This window comes from Kitasatospora sp. NPDC056800, from assembly GCF_042789775.1.
In the GTDB taxonomy this organism is placed as follows: Bacteria; Actinomycetota; Actinomycetes; order Streptomycetales; family Streptomycetaceae; genus Kitasatospora.
Map to the genome: position 1 here is coordinate 1 of NZ_JBHUAL010000132.1, position 18,745 is coordinate 18,745.

The 18,745-nt window shown below is 74.7% G+C and carries 18 protein-coding genes; 9 read left to right on the forward strand and 9 right to left on the reverse strand.

Annotated features, from left to right (window positions below; genetic code table 11):
• Nucleotides 1–29 precede the first annotated feature (29 nt).
• Together ACFRQN_RS25885 and ACFRQN_RS25890 are read right to left on the reverse strand one after the other, a co-directional pair.
• Nucleotides 30–1,463, reverse strand: coding sequence for a PTS transporter subunit EIIC (locus ACFRQN_RS25885; protein WP_380742466.1), 1,434 nt, complete (start codon nucleotides 1,461–1,463; stop codon nucleotides 30–32).
• 31 nt (nucleotides 1,464–1,494) lie between these two features.
• Nucleotides 1,495–2,100, reverse strand: coding sequence for a MarR family winged helix-turn-helix transcriptional regulator (locus ACFRQN_RS25890; RefSeq protein ID WP_380742468.1), 606 nt, complete (start codon nucleotides 2,098–2,100; stop codon nucleotides 1,495–1,497).
• A gap of 190 nt (nucleotides 2,101–2,290) precedes the next feature.
• Between ACFRQN_RS25890 and ACFRQN_RS25895 the strand changes: the two genes are divergently transcribed.
• From ACFRQN_RS25895 to ACFRQN_RS25920, 6 genes are all read left to right on the forward strand, one after another.
• The gene (locus tag ACFRQN_RS25895) at nucleotides 2,291–3,490 is read left to right on the forward strand and encodes a cytochrome P450 (protein WP_074003509.1); all 1,200 of its coding nucleotides are present in this window, start codon (nucleotides 2,291–2,293) and stop codon (nucleotides 3,488–3,490) included.
• 94 nt (nucleotides 3,491–3,584) lie between these two features.
• Nucleotides 3,585–3,782: a ferredoxin gene (locus ACFRQN_RS25900; protein WP_049654383.1), complete on the forward strand. Its 198-nt coding sequence runs from the start codon at nucleotides 3,585–3,587 to the stop codon at nucleotides 3,780–3,782.
• On the forward strand, nucleotides 3,779–4,987 hold the full coding sequence (locus ACFRQN_RS25905; RefSeq protein WP_380742470.1) for an NAD(P)/FAD-dependent oxidoreductase: 1,209 nt from the start codon (nucleotides 3,779–3,781) through the stop codon (nucleotides 4,985–4,987). Before ACFRQN_RS25900 ends, ACFRQN_RS25905 begins: the two co-directional genes overlap by 4 nt.
• 163 nt (nucleotides 4,988–5,150) lie before the next feature.
• Nucleotides 5,151–5,738 (forward strand): hypothetical protein, encoded by a 588-nt coding sequence (locus ACFRQN_RS25910; protein ID WP_380742472.1) that lies wholly within the window; start codon nucleotides 5,151–5,153, stop codon nucleotides 5,736–5,738.
• A 221-nt stretch (nucleotides 5,739–5,959) separates the two neighbouring features.
• The gene (locus tag ACFRQN_RS25915) at nucleotides 5,960–7,762 is read left to right on the forward strand and encodes an MFS transporter (protein ID WP_380742487.1); all 1,803 of its coding nucleotides are present in this window, start codon (nucleotides 5,960–5,962) and stop codon (nucleotides 7,760–7,762) included.
• Nucleotides 7,759–8,208, forward strand: a complete 450-nt coding sequence (locus tag ACFRQN_RS25920; protein ID WP_049659418.1) for a MarR family winged helix-turn-helix transcriptional regulator — start codon at nucleotides 7,759–7,761, stop codon at nucleotides 8,206–8,208. The genes ACFRQN_RS25915 and ACFRQN_RS25920 overlap by 4 nt, the downstream gene beginning before the upstream one ends.
• Nucleotides 8,209–8,244: 36 nt before the next feature.
• Here the strand turns inward: ACFRQN_RS25920 and ACFRQN_RS25925 are convergent, their stop codons facing one another.
• The gene (locus ACFRQN_RS25925; RefSeq protein ID WP_380742474.1) at nucleotides 8,245–9,444 is read right to left on the reverse strand and encodes an enoyl-[acyl-carrier-protein] reductase FabV; all 1,200 of its coding nucleotides are present in this window, start codon (nucleotides 9,442–9,444) and stop codon (nucleotides 8,245–8,247) included.
• Nucleotides 9,445–9,804: 360 nt separating this feature from the next.
• Here ACFRQN_RS25925 and ACFRQN_RS25930 point away from each other — a divergent pair, with 360 nt between their 5' ends.
• Nucleotides 9,805–11,514: a cytochrome bc complex cytochrome b subunit gene (locus tag ACFRQN_RS25930; RefSeq protein ID WP_380742476.1), complete on the forward strand. Its 1,710-nt coding sequence runs from the start codon at nucleotides 9,805–9,807 to the stop codon at nucleotides 11,512–11,514.
• On the opposite strand, the gene ACFRQN_RS25935 is transcribed toward ACFRQN_RS25930, so the two are convergent.
• The 3 genes from ACFRQN_RS25935 to ACFRQN_RS25945 form a co-directional block, all read right to left on the reverse strand.
• Nucleotides 11,480–11,875, reverse strand: coding sequence for a cytochrome c oxidase subunit 4 (locus ACFRQN_RS25935; protein WP_049660513.1), 396 nt, complete (start codon nucleotides 11,873–11,875; stop codon nucleotides 11,480–11,482). The genes ACFRQN_RS25930 and ACFRQN_RS25935 overlap by 35 nt on opposite strands.
• Nucleotides 11,872–13,587, reverse strand: coding sequence for a cytochrome c oxidase subunit I (ctaD, locus tag ACFRQN_RS25940; protein WP_380742478.1), 1,716 nt, complete (start codon nucleotides 13,585–13,587; stop codon nucleotides 11,872–11,874). Before ctaD ends, ACFRQN_RS25935 begins: the two co-directional genes overlap by 4 nt.
• 213 nt (nucleotides 13,588–13,800) lie before the next feature.
• Nucleotides 13,801–14,442, reverse strand: a complete 642-nt coding sequence (locus ACFRQN_RS25945; protein ID WP_049660133.1) for an L-threonylcarbamoyladenylate synthase — start codon at nucleotides 14,440–14,442, stop codon at nucleotides 13,801–13,803.
• A gap of 229 nt (nucleotides 14,443–14,671) precedes the next feature.
• Between ACFRQN_RS25945 and ACFRQN_RS25950 the strand changes: the two genes are divergently transcribed.
• Nucleotides 14,672–15,013, forward strand: coding sequence for a hypothetical protein (locus ACFRQN_RS25950; RefSeq protein WP_049660132.1), 342 nt, complete (start codon nucleotides 14,672–14,674; stop codon nucleotides 15,011–15,013).
• Nucleotides 15,014–15,088: 75 nt separating this feature from the next.
• Here ACFRQN_RS25950 and ACFRQN_RS25955 read toward each other — a convergent pair whose 3' ends face one another.
• The 3 genes from ACFRQN_RS25955 to ACFRQN_RS25965 form a co-directional block, all read right to left on the reverse strand.
• Complete coding sequence (locus ACFRQN_RS25955; protein WP_143204583.1) at nucleotides 15,089–15,244, reverse strand: DUF6131 family protein; 156 nt, start codon at nucleotides 15,242–15,244, stop codon at nucleotides 15,089–15,091.
• A 167-nt stretch (nucleotides 15,245–15,411) separates the two neighbouring features.
• Entirely contained in the window at nucleotides 15,412–16,935 is a 1,524-nt protein-coding gene (locus ACFRQN_RS25960; protein ID WP_074003516.1) for a threonine/serine exporter ThrE family protein, read from the reverse strand.
• A 250-nt stretch (nucleotides 16,936–17,185) separates the two neighbouring features.
• Entirely contained in the window at nucleotides 17,186–17,848 is a 663-nt protein-coding gene (locus ACFRQN_RS25965) for a TetR/AcrR family transcriptional regulator (protein ID WP_074003517.1), read from the reverse strand.
• A gap of 177 nt (nucleotides 17,849–18,025) precedes the next feature.
• Between ACFRQN_RS25965 and ACFRQN_RS25970 the strand changes: the two genes are divergently transcribed.
• Nucleotides 18,026–18,664: an SRPBCC family protein gene (locus ACFRQN_RS25970; protein ID WP_074003518.1), complete on the forward strand. Its 639-nt coding sequence runs from the start codon at nucleotides 18,026–18,028 to the stop codon at nucleotides 18,662–18,664.
• The last annotated feature ends 81 nt before the right edge of the window (nucleotides 18,665–18,745 follow it).

The following is an 18,745-nucleotide window of genomic DNA, read 5'->3' on the forward strand; positions in this document are numbered from 1 at the left end:
GCCGATCCCCTTCGGCGGCGGCCCGGCGGCTATTCCGAACCCCCCTCCGGGGCAACGGCGTTGTACTCGGCGAGGGTCTCGCGGGTGAAGCCGAAGAACCAGGTGGCGAGGAAGCCCGCGACATAGCCGGTCAGCAGCCCGCCGCCGTAGACGGCGGCGCTCGCGAGGAGCCCGTGCGGGCCGGCCAGGAGCGGGAAGAGGGCCCAGCCGGAGGGGCCGATGGCGGTGGAGCCGACGGCGTCGCCGAGCTGTCCGGCCACCCCGATGAAGGCGCCGCCGGCCGCGCCGCCGACGCAGGCGGTGACGAAGGGGCGCCCCAGCGGCAGGGTGACGCCGTAGACCAGGGGCTCGCCGACGCCGAGCAGACCGGCCGGCAGCGCGGACCTGATGGTGGCCCGGATCGAGGCGTTGTGGCGCAGCCGCAGGTAGACCGCCACCGCGCAGCCGACCTGCCCGGCGCCGGCCATGGCGAGGATCGGCAGCAGGACGGTGGACCCCTGCTGCTGGATCAGGGTGGTGTGGATCGGGATCAGCGCCTGGTGCAGGCCGAGCATCACCAGCGGCAGGAAGAGGCCGCCGAGCACGAGTCCGGCGAGCAGGCCGCCGTGGGCGAGCAGCCAGGTGGCGGCGTGGCCGATGGCGGTGGAGACCTCCCCGGCGACGTACATCAGGCCGAACAGCGCGGCCAGCCCGCCGAGCAGGACGGTGACGGTGGGGGTGACCAGGACGTCGAGGGCTGCGGGCACCAGGCGGCGGGTCCAGCGCTCCAGGTGGACGGCCAGCAGTGCGGCGCCGAGCGCGCCGACCACGCCGCCCTGACCGGGCGTGAGGTGGTGGCCGAAGGCCTCCACCTTGGCGACCCCGGCGTAGACGATCACGCTGGCCACCGCGCCGCCGAGCACGGGCGTGCCGCCGAACTCCTTCGCGGTGTTGTAGCCGACGAAGACCGCGATCAGCGACATGAACCCGGAGGAGACCGGGCCCAGGGCGGTGACCAGCGCCGGTGCCCAGCCGAGGTTGGCGAGCGCCCCGGAGAGGCCGGCGACGATCCCGCAGCCGATCAGGGCGGGGATCAGCGGGACGAAGATGTTCGCGATCCGGCGCAGCGCCAGCTTCACCGGGGTCGCGTTGCGCACCCGGCCCTGGGCCCGGATGCGCTCGCCGCGCCCGGCGAGGTCCTCGGCGGTGGGGGCGGCCACCGGGCCGGGGGGCTCCAGGAGCCGGCGCAGCCCCGCGGTGACCCCGGCGACGGCGGCGGGCCCGAGCACGATCTGGTAGGTGTCGTCCTCGACCGTGCCCAGGACCTCCGGCAGCGCCCGGAGCGCCTCGGTGTCGACCAGGGCGCGGTCCGCCAGGCCCAGCCGCAGCCGGGTCATGCAGTGGGCGACCGAGCGGATGTTGGCGGCGCCGCCGACCAGCGGGAGGATCGCCTCGGCCACGGCGCGGTTCTTCTCGTCCGACATGCCGGAGGACGTACCCGGGCGCTCCCCCGGCTCAACCGCCTTGGTACGCGGCCGTTCTGGGCCCCGTGGCCGGAGCCGGTGCGCCGGCGGCGCCGTCCGTCCGGTCCGGGAGCGGGTCGTCGTCGGCTCCCGTGGCGCGCACCCGGTGCACGTACCGGTCGATGAGGTGGCGCAGCACGGTGGCGGTGGTGACGACGTCCGCCTCGGGGATGCCGTCCAGCGCGTCGGCGAGCCCGATGATGTTGGCCTGTTTCAGGCGGTCCAGCACTTCCCGTCCGCCGCGGGTGATGGCCACCTGGCGGGCCCGCCGGTCCTGCGTGTCCTGGCTGCGTTCCACCAGCTGCTGGCCCTGGAGGCGGTCGATCTGGCGGGTGACGTGGGAGGGCTTGACCATCAGGCGGTCGGCCAGGTCGCTCACCCGGCTGGCCTCCGCGCGCTCGGCGAGCGCGCGCAGCAGGTAGACGTCCGAGCGGGCGGCGGTGATGCCGGCCTTGGCGGTGCGGCGCTCGTGCTCCTGTGACCGTGTCAGCAGGTAGGCCAGGGTGGCCAGGACGTCCTCCAGGCCGTCCAGGCCGTTCGGGCCCTGCGGCCCGCAGGCGGTGGTCCGGTCGTCTTCGGCGTCTTCTTCGTCCGACATGGGGGAACTGTAGCGATCCGGTCCGGGCGGCGGCCGGGACGGGGAGGCGGCGCCGGGTTTCGGACAGTTTCGGCCGTCACCCGATCCGCCCTTTCGCCACCACGGAACGCGAGTTAGCGTGACTTTCAGTTAGTTGCTTTGGGCACGTAACTAGGTGCCCACGGCTCGACTCCCGGAAGGGGATCCACCGATGGCCACCGCCGAGAAGACCCCCCGCTTCACCCACCCCGCCGCCCGCGGCACCTGCCCGTTCGCCCCGCCGCCCGCGTACGACCAGGCCCGGCAGGAGGAGCCGGTCAGCCGCGTCACCCTGTGGGACGGCTCCACCAGCTGGCTGGTCACCCGTCACGAGGACGTCAAGGCCGTCCTCTCCGACGCCCGGTTCAGCTCCGACTCCACCCGGCCCGGCTACCCGTTCATCAGCGCGGGCGCCCGGCAGCTGAACACCGGACGGCCGACCATCATCCGGATGGACGCCCCGGAGCACACCCACTTCCGCCGGATGCTGACCGGCGAGTTCATGATCAAGAAGGTCGAGGCGCTGCGCCCGGAGATCCAGCGGATCGCCGACGACCTGCTGGACCGGATGACCGACGGACGCTCCGGCGCCGACCTCGTCCACGAGTTCGCCCTGCCGCTGCCGTCCCTGGTCATCTGCCTGCTGCTCGGCGTCCCCTACCAGGACCACGACTTCTTCCAGGAGTGCAGCCGCGTCCTGCTGCGCCGCGACTCCGCCGCCGAGGACGTCGCCGACGCCCAGGCCAAGCTGGTCGACTACCTGATCGGGCTCACCGAGACCAAGCGCACCCACCCCGACGACGGCATCCTCAGCCGCCTGGTGGAGCGCGGCGAGCTGAGCACCCAGCAGATCGGCGACATGGGCCGGCTGCTGCTGATCGCCGGACACGAGACCACGGCGAACATGACCGCGCTCTCTGTACTCGCCCTGCTGCGCAACCCCGACCAGCTCGCCCACCTGCGCGAGCATCCCGAGTCCGTGCCCGGCGCGGTCGAGGAGCTGCTGCGCTACCTGACCATCGTGCACTCCGGCGTGACCAGGGTCGCCGCCGAGGACGTCGACCTGGGCGACGTGCGGATCGCGGCGGGCGAAGGCGTCATCTGCATGGTCAACACCGCCAACCGGGACGAGCGGGAGTTCCCCGACGGCGACGAGCTCGACCTGACCCGCGACGCCCGCCGCCACCTGGCCTTCGGCTTCGGCGCCCACCAGTGCCTGGGACAGCCGCTCGCCCGGCTGGAGTTGCAGATCGCGCTGGCCACCATCCTGCGCAGACTTCCCGGACTGCGCCTGACCGTACCGTTCGAGGAGGTCCGCTTCCGCGGCGAGATGCTCATCTACGGCGTCCACGAGCTGCCGATCGCCTGGTGACCCGGGCTCCCCCGGGAGCCCGCAGAACCACACCAACCCACCTGCCCCGCACCGGAGTCCACACCGCCGGGGCGCCCGTTCCGAAAGGAAGACCATGCTCGTCCGGATCGACCAGGAGAAGTGCTGCGGCGCCGGGCACTGCGTGCTCGCCGCCCCCGACGTCTTCGACCAGCGCGACGAGGACGGCATCGTCGTCCTGCTCGACGCCCGACCGCCCGCCGAACTCCACCAGGCCGTCCGGGACGCCGCCGCGGTCTGCCCGGCCTCGGCCATCACCCTGGACCAGGCGTGACCGCACTGCGGGACGTGGCCGTGGTCGGCGCCGGCGCGGCCGGCCTGCACGCCGCCGAGGCGCTGCGCCGGGCCGGCTACGACGGCCGCCTCACCCTGATCGGGGCCGAGCCCGAACCGCCGTACGACCGGCCGCCGCTGTCCAAGCACCTGCTCGGCGGGGAGTGGCAGCCCGACCGCCTGGCCCTGCGCGGCCCCGAGGCGCTGGAGGAGCTCCGGCTCGACCTGCGCCTCGGGGTCCGGGCCGAGCGGCTGGACCGCCGGGAGCGGACCGTCCGGCTCTCCGACGGCGGACGGGTGCGCTGCGAGGCCGTCATCGTGGCCACCGGGGTCCGCCCGCGCCGGCTCCCGGGCGCCGACGCTCCCCGGCCCGGGGCGCACGTGCTGCGCACCCTCGCCGACGCCCTCGCCCTGCGCGAGGAACTGCGCGCGGGCGTACGGCTGTTGGTGGTCGGCGGCGGGCTGCTCGGCGCCGAGGCGGCGGCCACCGCCGTCGGGCTCGGCGCCGAGGTGACCTGGCTGACCTCCACCGCCACGCCGCTGGCCGCCGTCCTCGGCACCGAGACGGCCGCGCTGCTGGCCGGCCTGCACCGCGAGCACGGGGTGCGGCTGCACCGGGGCGTGGCCACCGGGCTGCTCGAACGGCGCGGCCGGGCCGTCGGCGTCCGGCTCTCCGACGGCTCCGAACTGGCCGCCGACGCCGTGCTGATGGCCGTCGGCTCCGAACCGGCCACCGAGTGGCTGGCCGGCAGCGGCGTCCCGCTGGACGATGGCGTGGTCTGCGACGCCTACTGCGCCGCCGGCCCCGGCGTCTGGGCGGCCGGGGACGCCGCCTCCTGGCCCGACCCGCGCACCGGCCGCCACCACCGCCTCGAACAGCGCACCAACGCCACCGAGCAGGCCATGCACGCGGCCCGGAACCTGCTGGCCGGCCCGGACGGCGAACGGCAGGCCTACCGGCCGGTCCCGTACCTGTGGACCGACCAGTACGGGCTGCGGGTCCAGGTGTTCGGCCGGCCCGGCGGCGCCGAGCGGTTCGAGGTGGTCGACGGCAGCCTGGCGGAGCACCGCTTCGCCGCCGTCTGCGTCCGGGACGGCCTGGTCACCGGCGCGGTCGGGATCGCCTCCGCCCGGGCGCTGCGCGGGCTGCGCGCCCAGGTCGCGGCGCACGGCCCGTGGCCGCCCGAGCAGGCCGAGCAGGCCTGAGCCGCCCCGCCGCTGCCGCCCCGCCGCCGCAGCCCTGCCAGTGCCGCCCGCCGTCCCCGCCCGCCAACCGGGCGAGGCGGCGGGCGGACCGGCATGGTGCGAGGGCCCCGGCACGGTCCCGCCCAGAGACTGGTGGCCCGCCGCCGGCCAGGGGAGAGAGCGCATGGACGACCGCAGCCACCGAGCCGCCCGGGGGCCCGCCCCCGCCCCGGGGACGACCTCTCGGGCCGGGGTCCTGGGCACCGCGCTGGCCGCCGTCCTCGCCTTCTCGCTCTCCTCCGGCTCCTGGCAGTGGTTCTCCACCTACCTCGGACTGACCCTCCTCGCGGTGGTCCTCTCCTCCACCCGCCCGCCGAGCCGCGCGACCGACTCCGGGGCCGGCTACGCCCGGAGCCTGGCCGCCTACACGCTCGTCATCGGACTGTGCGTGGCCCTCGCCCTGGCCCCGGCGATGCAGCGCTGGTCCTGGCTGTTCCCGATGCCGGGCACCCGCCGCGACTGCCCCCGCCTGGGCGACTACGCCCGGCTGCAGGCCCAGGCCTCCCTCGGCGACCTGGCCGCCCGGGACGGCGCCGCGCTCGCCGCCGCCCAGGGCGAACAGGCCGGGCACGCCGTCGCCGACTGCCTGTCCGCGACCACCACGCTCTGGCTGCCCGTGTACGCGCTGGCCGCCGCGCTGCTGGCCGCGCTCGCCGTCCGACTGCTGGACCGGGGCGGCCGCCGGGGGCCCTCCCGGTCCGTCGAGGGCTGAGGGGCGACGGAGGGCGGACGGGCGGCGTGCCCCGGGCACTCCCCCGCGCTCCCCGTGCCCCGGCCGGGTCTACCGGTCGAACATCCGCCGGACTATCGTTAGTTGGCGGAAGCTATCGAATTCCCCACGCCGACCCGCCGGCCGGCCAGCAGGAGGCAGCGGTGGCGACACGACTCTCCGACGGCGGCAGGACGGGGCGGCCGCACCCGGCCGGCCACGGTGTGGCACCGGAGCACCCCCGGTACAAGTGGGTGGCACTGTCCAACACCACGCTCGGCACCCTGATCGCCACCGTCAACGCCTCGATCGTGCTGATCTCGCTGCCCGCGATCTTCAACGGCATCGGCCTGGACCCGCTCCGCCCCGGCAACGTCAGCTACCTGCTGTGGATGCTGATGGGCTACATGCTGGTCACCGCCGTGCTGGTGGTCACCCTCGGCAGACTGGGCGACATCCACGGCCGGGTGCGGATCTACAACGCGGGCTTCCTGATCTTCACCCTCACCTCGGTGGCGCTCTCCCTCGACCCGCTGCACGGCGGGCCCGGGGCCCTGTGGCTGATCGGCTGGCGGGTCGTGCAGGCGGTCGGCGGGTCGATGCTGATGGCCAACTCGGCGGCGATCATCACCGACGCCTTCCCGGCCCGCCAGCGCGGCACGGCCCTGGGGGTGAACATCGTCGCGGGCATCGCCGGGTCCTTCATCGGCCTGGTCCTGGGCGGGCTGCTGGCCGAGTGGAACTGGCGGTCGATCTTCTGGGTCAATGTGCCGATCGGCATCCTCGGCACGGTCTGGGCCTACCGCTCCCTGCGGGAGACCGGGGTGCGCAAGCCCGCCCGGATCGACTGGTGGGGCAACATCACCTTCGGCGTCGGCCTGACCGCCCTGCTCGCCGCGATCACCTACGGCATCCAGCCGTACGGCGGCCACACCATGGGCTGGACCAACCCCTGGGTGCTGGCCGGACTGTTCGGCGGGGTGGCGCTGCTCGCCGTCTTCTGCCTGGTCGAGTCCCGCACCGCCGAGCCGATGTTCCCGCTCTCGCTCTTCCGCGACCCGGTCTTCGCGGGCGGCAACGCGGCCACCCTGCTGGGCTCGATCGCCCGCGGCGGGCTGCAGTTCATGCTGATCATCTGGCTGCAGGGCATCTGGCTGCCGCTGCACGGCTACGACTACGCCGACACCCCGCTGTGGGCCGGGATCTACCTCGTCCCGCTGACCGTCGGCTTCCTGGCCGCCGGACCGGTCGCCGGCTACCTGTCCGACCGCGCCGGGGCCCGGCTCTTCGCCGCCGGCGGACTGGTGGTGATGGCGCTGTCCTTCGCCGGGCTGCTCCTGCTGCCCACCGACTTCGGCTACCCGTGGTTCGCCCTGCTGGTGTTCGTCAACGGCCTGGGCGGCGGCCTGTTCGCCGCCCCCAACACCTCGCTGATCATGTCCAGCGTGCCGGCCGCCGCCCGCGGCGCGGCCTCCGGCATGCGGGCCACCTTCCAGAACGCCGGCATGGTGCTGTCGATCGGCGTCTTCTTCTCCCTGATGGTGGCCGGCCTGGCGGGCTCGCTGCCGCACACGCTCACCGCCGGACTGACCGCCCAGGGCGTGCCCGCCGCCGACGCGCACGCCATCGCCTCGCTGCCGCCGGTGGGCACCCTGTTCGCGGCCTTCCTCGGGTACAACCCGATCCAGCAGCTGCTGGGCCCGCAGGTGCTCGGGCAGCTGCCGGCGGACAACGTCCGGACGCTGACCGGCCGGGAGTTCTTCCCCCAGCTGATCTCGGGGCCCTTCCACGACGGGCTGGTGGTGGTGTTCTGGCTGGCGATCGCGATGTCGCTGGTCGCCGCGGCCGCCTCGCTGGTGCGCGAGCGGACCCGGCCCGCCGCCGCGCCTCCGGCCTCCGCACCGTCCGGCGCCGTACCGTCCGGTGCCTCACCCTCCGGTGCCGCGCCGACGGCCGGGCGGCCGGCCACCACCGCGCCCGCCCCCGCACGGCCCGCCGCCCCGCCGACGAAGGAGCCCGGGCCGTGAGCGCGGACGGCGGCGGCCTGTCCGCCGAGGCCGTCGTCCGGCTCCGGCTGGCGATCGGCCGGCTCAACCGCCAGCTGGTCCGCGCCTCCGGCGACCAGGACCTCACCGCCGCCCAGCTCTCCGCCCTGGCCCGGGTGGAGCAGCACGGGCCGCTGCGGCTCGGCGAACTCGCCGCACGCGAGGGCGTCGCGGTGCCGTCCATGGTCCGTACGGTCACCCCGCTGGTCGCCGACGGGCTGGTCGCCAAGACCCCCGACCCGCAGGACGGACGCTCCCAGCTGCTCGCCCCCACCCCGCTCGGGCTGGAGACGCTGGCCCGGATCCGCCGCGAGCGCACCGCCCTGCTGGCCCGCCGCAGCGCCCGGCTCAGCCCCGAGCAGTGCCGCGCCCTGGAGGCGGCGCTGCCCCTCCTGGAGCTGCTGCTCGACGAACCCGGCACCCCCTGACCCGGGTCCGGCCCCGGTCCGCCGACGGCCGGACCGCTACCGCTGCCCCGGCCAGGGCACCGAGGTCTCCACCCCGACGGTGTAGTCGACGCCGGGGACGTCCCAGCCGTACAGCTGCCGGAACTGGTTGTAGAACCAGGCGGCCCCGGCCGGATCGGCGGCCAGCGCGGCCGCCGGGTCGGCCCACAGCTCCCGCACCCGGTCCTGCACGGCGGGGTCGAGCTCCCAGCCGTCCAGGCGGATGCGGCCCCGGTCGTCCAGGGCGGGTTCCCTCACGCCGGTCAGCTGCTCCCACAGGTCCACGGCCTGGTCGTCGGTCGTGCGCCAGCCGTCCTCGCCGAGGACGTTGCGCAGCAGCGAGGTGTAGAGGGCGATGGAGGGGATGGCGGTGGACGCCTGGGTGACGGCCGCGCCGGCGACGACGGTGAACGCCCGGCCGCGGTCGGCGAGCACCCCGGTCTGCAGCTCCCGGGCGGTGGCCTCCAGGTGCTCCTTGGCGGCGCCGATCGTGCCCTGCCGGTAGACCGGCGCGGTGATCTCGGAGCCGACGTAGGACAGGGCCACGGTGGTGAAGCCGGGGGCGAGCAGGTCCGCCTCGGCCAGCGCCCGCACCCACAGCTCCCAGTCCTCGCCGCCCATCACCTTGACGGTCGCCGCCCGCTCGGCCTCGTCGGCCGGGGCGAGGTCGACGGTGCCGACCTGCGGGGCCCCGTCGTCGAAGAGCAGGGACGGCGAGGTGTACGGGGAGCCGATCGGCTTGATCACCGAGTGGTGGACCTCGCCGGTGGCCGGGTCGGTGCGCCGGGGCGAGGCCAGCGAGTAGACGAGGTGGTCGACCGGGCCGTACCTCTCGGCGAGCAGCTTGAGCACCTCGGCGCGGGTGGCGTCGGCGTAGGCGTCGGCGTTGACGAAGGTGACGTCTCCCCCGCTGCCCTCGGCCAGGGCGGAGGTCGCGGCGGTGCGGTACCAGCCGGCGGTGGCGGTGCGCCGCTCGGTGGCGGCGCCCTCGTAGGCGACGCCGATCCCGCGGACGCCGTGGCGGCGCAGCCCGGCGAGCAGGATCGCCTGGCCGTACCCGGCGCTGGCGCCGAGGACCAGGACGACCGGGGCCCGTCCGGTCGCGGCCGCGGGCTCGATGCGCCGCCACTGGCGGTCGACGGTGGCCTCGCTGCCGGCCGGGTGGGAGTTGACGATCAGGTAGCCCCGCTGCTTGGGGGTGATCTGCTGGATGCTCACGCGGTGGCGCCCTCTCCGATCCGGAGATCGTGATCAAGGTGTCGGTCGTCCGGAGCCTATCCGCGCCGGCGGGCGCCGCCCTTGCCATGCCGTCACGGAAGTTGCGGCCCGCGGTTGTCGGGGGTCGTCATTGCGGCGGGCGTCCCGCTTGGGCTATCCCGCTGGGCGGTCCACGAGGTCCCCCGGTCGATCTCCACGAGGTCCCTCCGGTCGGTGACGTTCCCCGGTAGCACCGTGCCGGCCGTGCTGCTGTCCCGGGCGGCTCACCGCAACGGCCGCCCGTTCCGCCGTTGGAGTGCTCTGCCGCCGCCGACCGCGCTCGGCCGCCCCGCGTGCCGTACGGCCCACTAGGTTCCTGCCGTGGACGAAACCAGGGCTTCGGACGGGCACCAGCCGTCCGCCGGCGAGCGCGTCACGGCCCGCCTGGACGGGCGGCTTCCGGTCACGGAGGCGGGCCGGGAGCTGCTGCGCAAGGTCTTCCCGGACCACTGGTCGTTCCTGCTCGGCGAACTCGCGCTGTACAGCTTCGTGGTGCTGCTGCTGACCGGCGTCTACCTGACCTTCTTCTTCCGGCCGAGCATGAACGAGGTCGTCTACCAGGGCGCCTACCTGCCGCTCGACGGCGTCCGGGTGTCCGAGGCGTACGCGTCGACCCTGCGGATCAGCTTCGAGGTGCGAGGCGGACTGATGATCCGTCAGATCCACCACTGGTCAGCCCTGTTGTTCGCCTCGGCGATCGGCGTGCACCTGCTGCGGGTGTTCTTCACCGGGGCGTTCCGCCGCCCGCGCGAGCTCAACTGGGTGATCGGGGTGACGCTGTTCAACCTCGCGCTGCTGGAGGGGTTCTCCGGCTACTCGCTGCCCGACGACACCCTCTCCGGCACCGGCCTGCGGATCGCCGAGGGCGTGCTGCTCTCGGTGCCGCTGGTCGGCACGTACCTCACCCTGTTCGCCTTCGGCGGCGAGTTCCCCGGGCACGACGTCATCCCCCGGCTGTTCACCGTGCACGTCCTGCTGGTCCCCGGCCTGCTGCTGGCCCTGGTCGGGGCGCACCTGACGCTGGTGGTGGTGCTGAAGCACACCCACTGGGCCGCCCCCGGCCGTACCAACCGCAACGTGGTGGGGATGCCGTTCTTCCCCCAGTTCCTGACCCGCACGACGGGCCTGCTGTTCGCGGTGGGCGGCGTGATGGCGCTCTCGGCGTTCCTCGCCGAGGTCAACCCGGTCTGGCGGTACGGCTCCTACCGCCCCGACGTGGTCGGCACGGGCGCGCAGCCGGACTGGTACATCGGCTTCATCGAAGGGGCGCTGCGGCTGATGCCGGCCGCGGAGACCAGGGTGCTCGGGCACACCCTGTCCTGGAACGTGCTGCTGCCCGCCCTGGTGGTGCCCGGCCTGCTGTTCGCGGCGCTGTACGCCTACCCCTTCGTGGAACGGTGGCTCGACCCCGGCACCGGCGAGCACCACCTGTGCGACCGCCCGCGCAACAGGCCCACCCGCACCGCGCTGGGCACCGCCGGGATCACCGTCTACGCGGTGCTGCTGGTCGCCGGCGGCAACGACGTGATCGCGTACACCTTCGGGCTCGACGTCAACGCGCTCACCGTGGTGCTGCGGACGGCGCTGGTCGTGCTGCCGCCGGTGGTCTTCCTGCTCACCCGGCGCCTCTGCCTGGCCCTCCAGGCCCGGGACCGCGACCGGCTGCTGGACGGCGACGAGACCGGCCGGATCGACCAGGCCCACGACGGCGGCTTCTCCGGCCACCACCGCCCGCTGCCCGAGGCCGAGCGGTACGTGCTGCTGGCGCGCGCCGAGGCGGAGCCGGTCACCGCCCCGCAGGGGGCGCCGCGGCACGAGCGGGTGCGCGCCGCCGCGAGCTCCTGGTTCCACCGCGACCGGGTCGAACTGCCCGCCACCGCACGGGAGTCGGAGCGGATGGCGGCCGTCCTCACCGCCCCGGCCCACCCCGCTCCCCCGGCCGTCCCGGCGCCCGGGGCGGGCCCGGGCGGCCCGCTCCGGCGGCTGCTGCGCCGGCTCAGCCCGCGCCGTGGTCGCGGTACTGGAAGATGAAGCCGGCGACGGCGAGCGCGAGCACCAGGGCGCCGACGACGATCAGCCAGCGGGCGAACACCAGCCCCAGGGCGAAGACCGTCACACCGACCGCCGCGAGGACCGGGTAGCCGCTGCGGGCCGGGAAGAACCCCACCGGCCCGGCGGCCTCCGCGATCTCGGCCTCCTCACGGTCCTGCGCCCGGCCGCCGCCCGACCGCCGGTACTGGACGAACCAGAACAGCGCGACCAGACCGGACATCAGGAACGCCACCGTCAGGATCGCCTTGCCGGCCGGCTCCCGGGCCCAGAGGCCGTAGACCAGCCCGGTCACCGCGAAGAACGCGGTCATCACCGCGAACAGCCACCCCTCCGCCTTCACCGCCCGCTCCCCCGTCCGCCGGTACGGCCGTACGGCACACCGGAGTCACCGGTCGGCGACTCCGCCGCGGACACCTCCGGGTGGTGCAGGTCGAAGGCCGGCGACTCCGAGCGGATCCGGGGCAGCGCGTGGAAGTTGTGCGGCGGCGGCGGGCTGGAGGTGGCCCACTCCAGCGACCGGCCCCAGCCCCACGGGTCGTCCTCGGCGACCTTCTCGCCGTACCTGGTGGTCCGCCAGACGTTGTAGAAGAACGGCAGGTTGGAGACCCCGAGCAGGAACGAGCCGATCGAGGCGCACACGTTCAGGGCCGTGAAGTCGTCCACCGCCAGGTAGCTCGCGTAGCGGCGCGGCATCCCCTGGGCGCCCAGCCAGTGCATCACCAGGAAGGTGGTCTGGAACCCGGTGAACAGGATCCAGAAGTGCGCCTTCCCCAGCCTCTCGTCGAGCATCTTCCCGGTGAGCTTCGGCCACCAGAAGTAGAAGCCCGCGAAGGTGGCGAAGACGACCGTCCCGAACAGCACGTAGTGCAGGTGGGCCACCACGAAGTAGCTGTCGGTGACGTGGAAGTCGATCGGCGGCGCCGCCAGCAGCACCCCGCTCAACCCGCCGAACAGGAAGGTCACCAGGAAGCCGACCGACCAGAGCATCGGGGTCTCGAAGGAGAGCGAGCCGTTCCACATCGTCCCGACCCAGTTGAAGAACTTCACCCCGGTGGGCACCGCGATGAGGAAGGACATCATCGCGAAGAACGGCAGCAGCACCTGGCCGGTGGCGAACATGTGGTGCGCCCACACCGACATGGACAGCGCGGTGATGGCGATGGTCGCGCCGACCATCCCGTGGTAGCCGAACAGCGGTTTGCGGCTGAACACCGGGATGATCTCGCTGATGACGCCGAAGAACGGCAGCGCGACGATGTACACCTCCGGGTGGCCGAAGAACCAGAACAGGTGCTGCCACAGCAGCGCCCCGCCGTTCGCCGCGTCGAAGGCGTGCGCGCCGAACTTGCGGTCCGCCTCCAGGCAGAGCAGCGCGGCGGTCAGCACCGGGAAGGCCAGCAGCACCATGACCGAGGTGAACAGCACGTTCCAGGTGAAGACCGGCATCCGGAACAGCGTCATGCCCGGCGCCCGCAGGCAGGTGATGGTGGTGATGAAGTTGACCGCGCCCAGGATGGTGCCGAGGCCGGCCACCACCAGGCCGAACGCCCACAGGTCCCCGCCCGCCCCCGGCGAGAACAGCGGGCCGTTCAGCGGCGCGTAGGCGAACCAGCCGAAGGAGGGCGCGCCCCCGGTGGTGAGGAAGCCGCTCAGCACCGTCAGCCCGCCCAGCAGGAACGCCCAGTAGGTGAAGGCGTTCAGCCGGGGGAAGGCGACGTCCGGCGAGCCGATCTGCAGGGGCATGATCGCGTTGGCGAACCCGGCGAAGGTCGGGGTGGCGAACAGCAGCAGCATGATCGTGCCGTGCATGGTGAACAGCTGGTTGTACCGCTCGTTCGACAGCAGCCCGGTGTCCGGCCCCAGCAGCTGGGCCCGCATCAGCAGCGCGAGCACGCCCCCGACCAGGAAGAAGCCGAAGGCCGTCGCCAGGTAGAGGTTCCCGATGACCTTGTGGTCCGTGGTGAACAGCCAGCGCAGCAGCGTGCTGCCCTGCCGGACCCTCACCCGGGTGCGGTCCCGCGCGGGGGGCGGCGCGGTGGACGAAGCGTTCATGGAACCTCCGCAGCGGAGCCGGTGACACCCCCGGTCGCGGCGCCGACCCCCTCCCCGGCCCGGCGGAGGGCCCGCCCTCGCACGCCATCGCCGACCCTAGCGGCGGCGGCCCGGGCCGCCGGGGCGCCACGCGGTACGGCCCGTCGACCGGGCGCGGCGCTCCCGCGGACCGGGGCTTCGCTTACGCGGGCCGGGGCTCCGGGGGGTCCGGGCTCAGCGCTCCCGCAGGTCGGGGACCACCTCGCGCAGGCGCTCGGCGCCGATCGCGCCCGCCCGCAGCAGGACCGGCACCTCGCCGGTGATGTCCACGATCGAGGAGGGCACCGCGGCCGCGGTCGGGCCCCCGTCGAGGTAGACGGCCACCGAGTCGCCGAGCATGCCCTGGGCGGCGTCGCAGTCCTGCGGCGAGTCGTGCCCGGTCAGGTTCGCGCTGGAGACGGCCAACGGCCCCGTGGCGTTGAGCAGTTCGATGGCGACCGGGTGCGCGGGCATCCGCACCGCGACCGTCCCGTTGGTCTCGCCGAGGTCCAGCTCGACCGAGTCCAGGTGGCGGGCGACCACGGTCAGCCCGCCCGGCCAGAACTCCTTGACCAGGTCCCGCGCGCGCTCCGTCACCTCGACCAGCCCGTCCAGCGCCTCCGGGGAGCCGACCAGCACCGGCGAGGGCATGTTCCGTCCCCGGCCCTTGGCACGCAGCAGGCGGTCGACGGCCCGCGGTGCGAAGGCGTCCGCGCCCACGCCGTACACGGTGTCCGTGGGCAGGACGACGAGTTCACCACGGCGCACCGCGGCTACGGCCTCGCGCAGCCCGGCCGCGCGCTCCGACGGGTCCGAACAGTCAAAACGACGAGTCATCAGGGGTCTCCACCGGCGGGCCGCCGGCCCGCCCCGTTCCTCCGGCCCGGCCACCTCTCCGGCCGGACACGACCTGGTCAGCCTACCCGTCCCGCTCCCGCCGCCCGGCCACGCCCCGGGGTCGCGGTGTGCGGGGCTCCTCGGCCGCCCGGGTGGCTCGGGACAGTGCCGCCGTACCGGGCCGCCTTCCCCGGGGGCGGCCGGTGGCGGGCGGACGTAGGTTGCGCACATGACCAGTGACGAGACGGTCCCGGCCGTGGGAGTGCGTCCGCTGGACGAGGTGTTCGCCGCGATCGACAAGGTCAACCGGCGGCCCCGGCCCTGGACCGGCTTCGAGCACGGCGTGCTCGGCGCCTACCGGTGGGCCGCCGGCGCCCAGGTCGCGGCCCCGGTCACCGCCGCCGCCACGGCCGGCTCCATCGGCCCGTGCCTCGCCCAGCTGCTGGCCGAGTGCCAGGCCGCCGCCGTCCGCCTCCACCTCGTCCGCACCCAGGGGGCGGACCACACCTACGTCCTCGGCGTCCACCGGGCACTGGCCTGGCTCTGCGGGCTGCACGAGGACCGTCCCTGAACGACCGTCCCCGAGCCCGCCGGGCCCGGGGCGTCGAACGGGTGGCGCACGGCGGTGAACAGGGCGCAGGCCCGGTCAGTAGTAGTGGCGACGGCCGCCGACGGCGTGCCCGAGCGTTCCGGCGAGCCACAGGACCAGGCCGACAACGGCCAGCACGATGCCGATGGTCCACAGGATCGAGATTCCGGTGACGAAGCCGATGATGAGCAGGATGACTCCGAGGAGTATCACGAGGGTCTCCCGGGTTGGTGGGTGGCTGTCGGCGGGGGCGGCCCGGTCGGCTCGAACCGGCCGCAGCGGTCGTCCCCGGGGATCGGGGCCCGTCCTGCCCGGCCCGTCTCCACACCCCCCGCGTCTACCGCGCCGCGGCCCGGGCAAACCGCCCCGCCGCTCCCCCGTCAGCGCCGGTGGCGGCCGCCCTGCCGGCGGGGCGGTGCGGCCACCCGGGGCGCGGGCAGGAAGAGCCGGGCCAGCTCGCGGCCCAGGTTGACGCCGATGGCGAGGGCCATCGCCATCGCGGCGGCCCGCCCGATGCCGCTCAGCCCGATCTCGGGCTCGCCCCGGACGAAGGCCAGCATCCCGAAGTACAGCACCGAGCCGGGCAGCAGCGGCCCCAGGGCGGCGGTGATGTGCGGCAACGCCGAGCTGCCCCGGCAACGCGCCATGAGCTGGCCGGACAGGCCCACCAGCCCGGCGGCCAGACCGGTGGCCAGGATCGGCTCGCCGCCCGCGTTCACCAGCACCCCGTACGTGGTCCAGCCGGCCGCGCTGTTCAGCAGGACCGCCGGCAGCGTGGCCGGCTCGGTGTTCAGCAGCACCGCGAATGCCAGGGTGAGCAGCACCGCGGCGGCGAGCTGCAGCGGGGGGTTGACCGCCCCGGGCGGGACGTCCTGGGCGGCGAGGTCGGCACCGTTGTTGACGCCGACGTAGAGCACCGTCATCACCCCGACCACCACGCCGGTCATCAGGTAGAGCGCTTCGAGCAGCCGGGCGGCGGCGGTGAGGTAGAAGCCCGCCAGGCCGTCCTGGGCCGCCGCCACCATGGGCCACCCCGGCAGCACCGCGAACAGCCCGCCGGTGATCACCACCGATCCGCGCAGGTGCAGACCGTTGAACGACAGCAGGATGCCGATCACGGCGGCGGGCACCGCCGCCACCACGAACTGGTAGAACGCCGGGAGGTCGTGGCGCGCCACCAGGGCCGAGAAGCGCTCGCCCACCAGCGCGGCGACGACGGCGCTGGCGAACACCAGCCAGGCCCGGGCGTCGGCCCGGCCGCCGATCAGCAGCGTGGCGGCCCCGGCCATCCCGCCGCAGGAGAGCACGAACAGCCGGCCGGAGTACCGGCGGCGGCGCCGGCGGGCCGCCACCAGGCGGCCGTGCGCCTCGGGGACGGCCATCCCGCCCACGGCGATCTCGGTGACCAGCCGGAACACCAGGGCCAGCCGCGCGTAGTCGACGGCCGGGCGGCGCACCGAGCACTCGGCGGTCAGCGAGGGCTCCGACGGGCCGGGCTGGTAGGAGATCGCCACCCGGGTGAAGGTCACCTGCGGGTCGCAGGGCTGGACCCGGTAGGCGTGGGCGACGGCGAGCATCGCGGCCTCGACGTCCTCCGCCGCCTCGCCGCTGGCCAGCAGCAGCTCGCCGACCAGCAGCGCGAGGTCCAGCACCCGGGCCGGCTCGACGCCCGTCGGCGGGTCCGCACCGGCCCCCTCCGGCGCGGGCCGGCGGTCGGCCGTGGGGGTGCGCAGCAGCGGCAGCATCAGGTCGGGCCAGGGAACCGCGGTGCCGTCACCGTCCGGTCCGGGCCGGGCGCCCGCCCCGCGCTTCCCGGACGCGGGGGCCTGGGGCGGCACCCGTTCGGGCCGGGTGGGGTGTCCTTCCGGGCCGGCGGGCGCACCGAGCTGCTCGTGTTCCGTCATCGCGACTCCCTGACCCCACCCCCTCCGCCAACACCGTGCAGCCCTTCAACTACCCGGAGTGACGCTGCGGCGAACGCGCCACACCCGGCACACCCGTACGAACCGGAGCACGACCGGCCGTACACGCCCCAGCACCCCGCGCGTGCCGACCTCGGAGGCGGGGGCCAGCCGGGCCCCGGGGCCGCGGTGGCACCGACGGGGCGTGGCCGCGCGACGACGGCGGACAGGCGGCGACCGGGAGGCGGCCGGGTCAGAACCGCGGCGTCAGCAGGCTCGCCAGCTCGGCCTCGAAGAGCAGCCCGGGACGGAAGCCCATGCCGGTGAAGTGTCCGGCGAGCTCCAGGGACAGCACGCCGTGCAGACGGGTCCAGAAGGCCAGGAAGCGGTGGAGCACCTCGGGCGGGGCCGGCTGCTCGCCCGCCCAGTCCCGGTGGCCCAGCAGGTGGGTGGTGAACGGCGCCTCCGGGGCGTCCGCTCCGGCCGGGGCGAGCGCCGCGCAGGCGTCGACCAGGGTTCGCATGACCTCGTCGGCGATGGCGGTGGTGTCCTCGGGCGCGCGGTAGCCGGGCACGGGGGTGCCGTAGATCAGGAAGTACCGCTGGGGGTCGGCCAGCGCCCAGTCGCGCAGGGCGTGGGCGAGCCCGGCCAGGTCGGCGCCCTCGGCGGCGGCCGCGCCGAGGGTGTCGGCGAGGCTGCGATACGCGTCCCGGACGAGCTCGGTGATCAGCTCGTCGCGGCCGGCGAAGTAGCGGTAGAGCGCGGGGCCGCTCATGCCCATCCGCTTGGCGATCGCGTTGACGGAGAGCGCCGAGGCGCCCGCCGTGGCGATCTGCTCCCAGGCGTGCGCCTTGACCTCTTCGCGCACCTGGGCCCGGTAGCGCTCGCGCGGGGTGTCCGCGCCCGTCCTCGCCATGGCCCTCGCCCGCTCCCCGCGTCGCCCGACTACATGTTCACGCTTCCGTTAGAAGGTATCACGGAACCTGTTGACGCCCCGGCCCTCATGGAGTTACAACTTCTAACGAAGGCATGAGCATCTAGCTCGCAAGGCGTCCGAGCCGTCCCGACGGCCGACCAGTGAATGGGGAGTTCCATGTCCGCCACGCGCAGCTCCACCCGCGGCACCGGCATCCGCACCGCCCTGCTGACCCTCCCGCTCGCCCTCGGGCTGCTCGGCGCCGCCGCCGCACCGGCCGGGGCCGCCACCGCCCACCGCCCCGGCTCCTCGCTCACCTGCGGCGGGGCGGGCGTCGACCCCGACGCCCGCGTCCGCTACCGGACGGAGGCGGTGATCCACGCACCGCTGCGGACGGTCTGGCGACTCCAGACCGACGTGGCGCGCTGGCCCGACTGGCAGGCGCCGGTGCGGAGCGCCGAGCGCCTCGACGGCGGCCCGCTGCGCCCGGGGTCGGCGTTCCACTGGACCACCCCGCTGCCCCCGAACCCCGCCTCGGCCGACCCCGTCCTGGAGATCACCTCCACCGTCCGGCAGCTGCGGTCCGGCGCCTGCATCCGCTGGACCGGCCCGGCGGTCGCGACCGGGCTGCGGATCGACGGCGTCCACGTGTGGAACTTCACCGAGGTCCCCGGCGGCGTCCTGGTGCGCACCGAGGAGACCCACACCGGCCCCCAGGTCGACGCGAACGTCCCCGCCGCCACCGACATCCTCCGCCAGGGCCTCGAAGGGTGGCTGCAGGACCTGAAGACCGCCGCCGAGGCCCGCACCCGGTAGGACCGGCCGACCCGACCGACTCGCCGGACTGTCCCGCCGGGCCGACTCGCGGACCCCGCGCATGGAAGCCCGCGCCCCGGG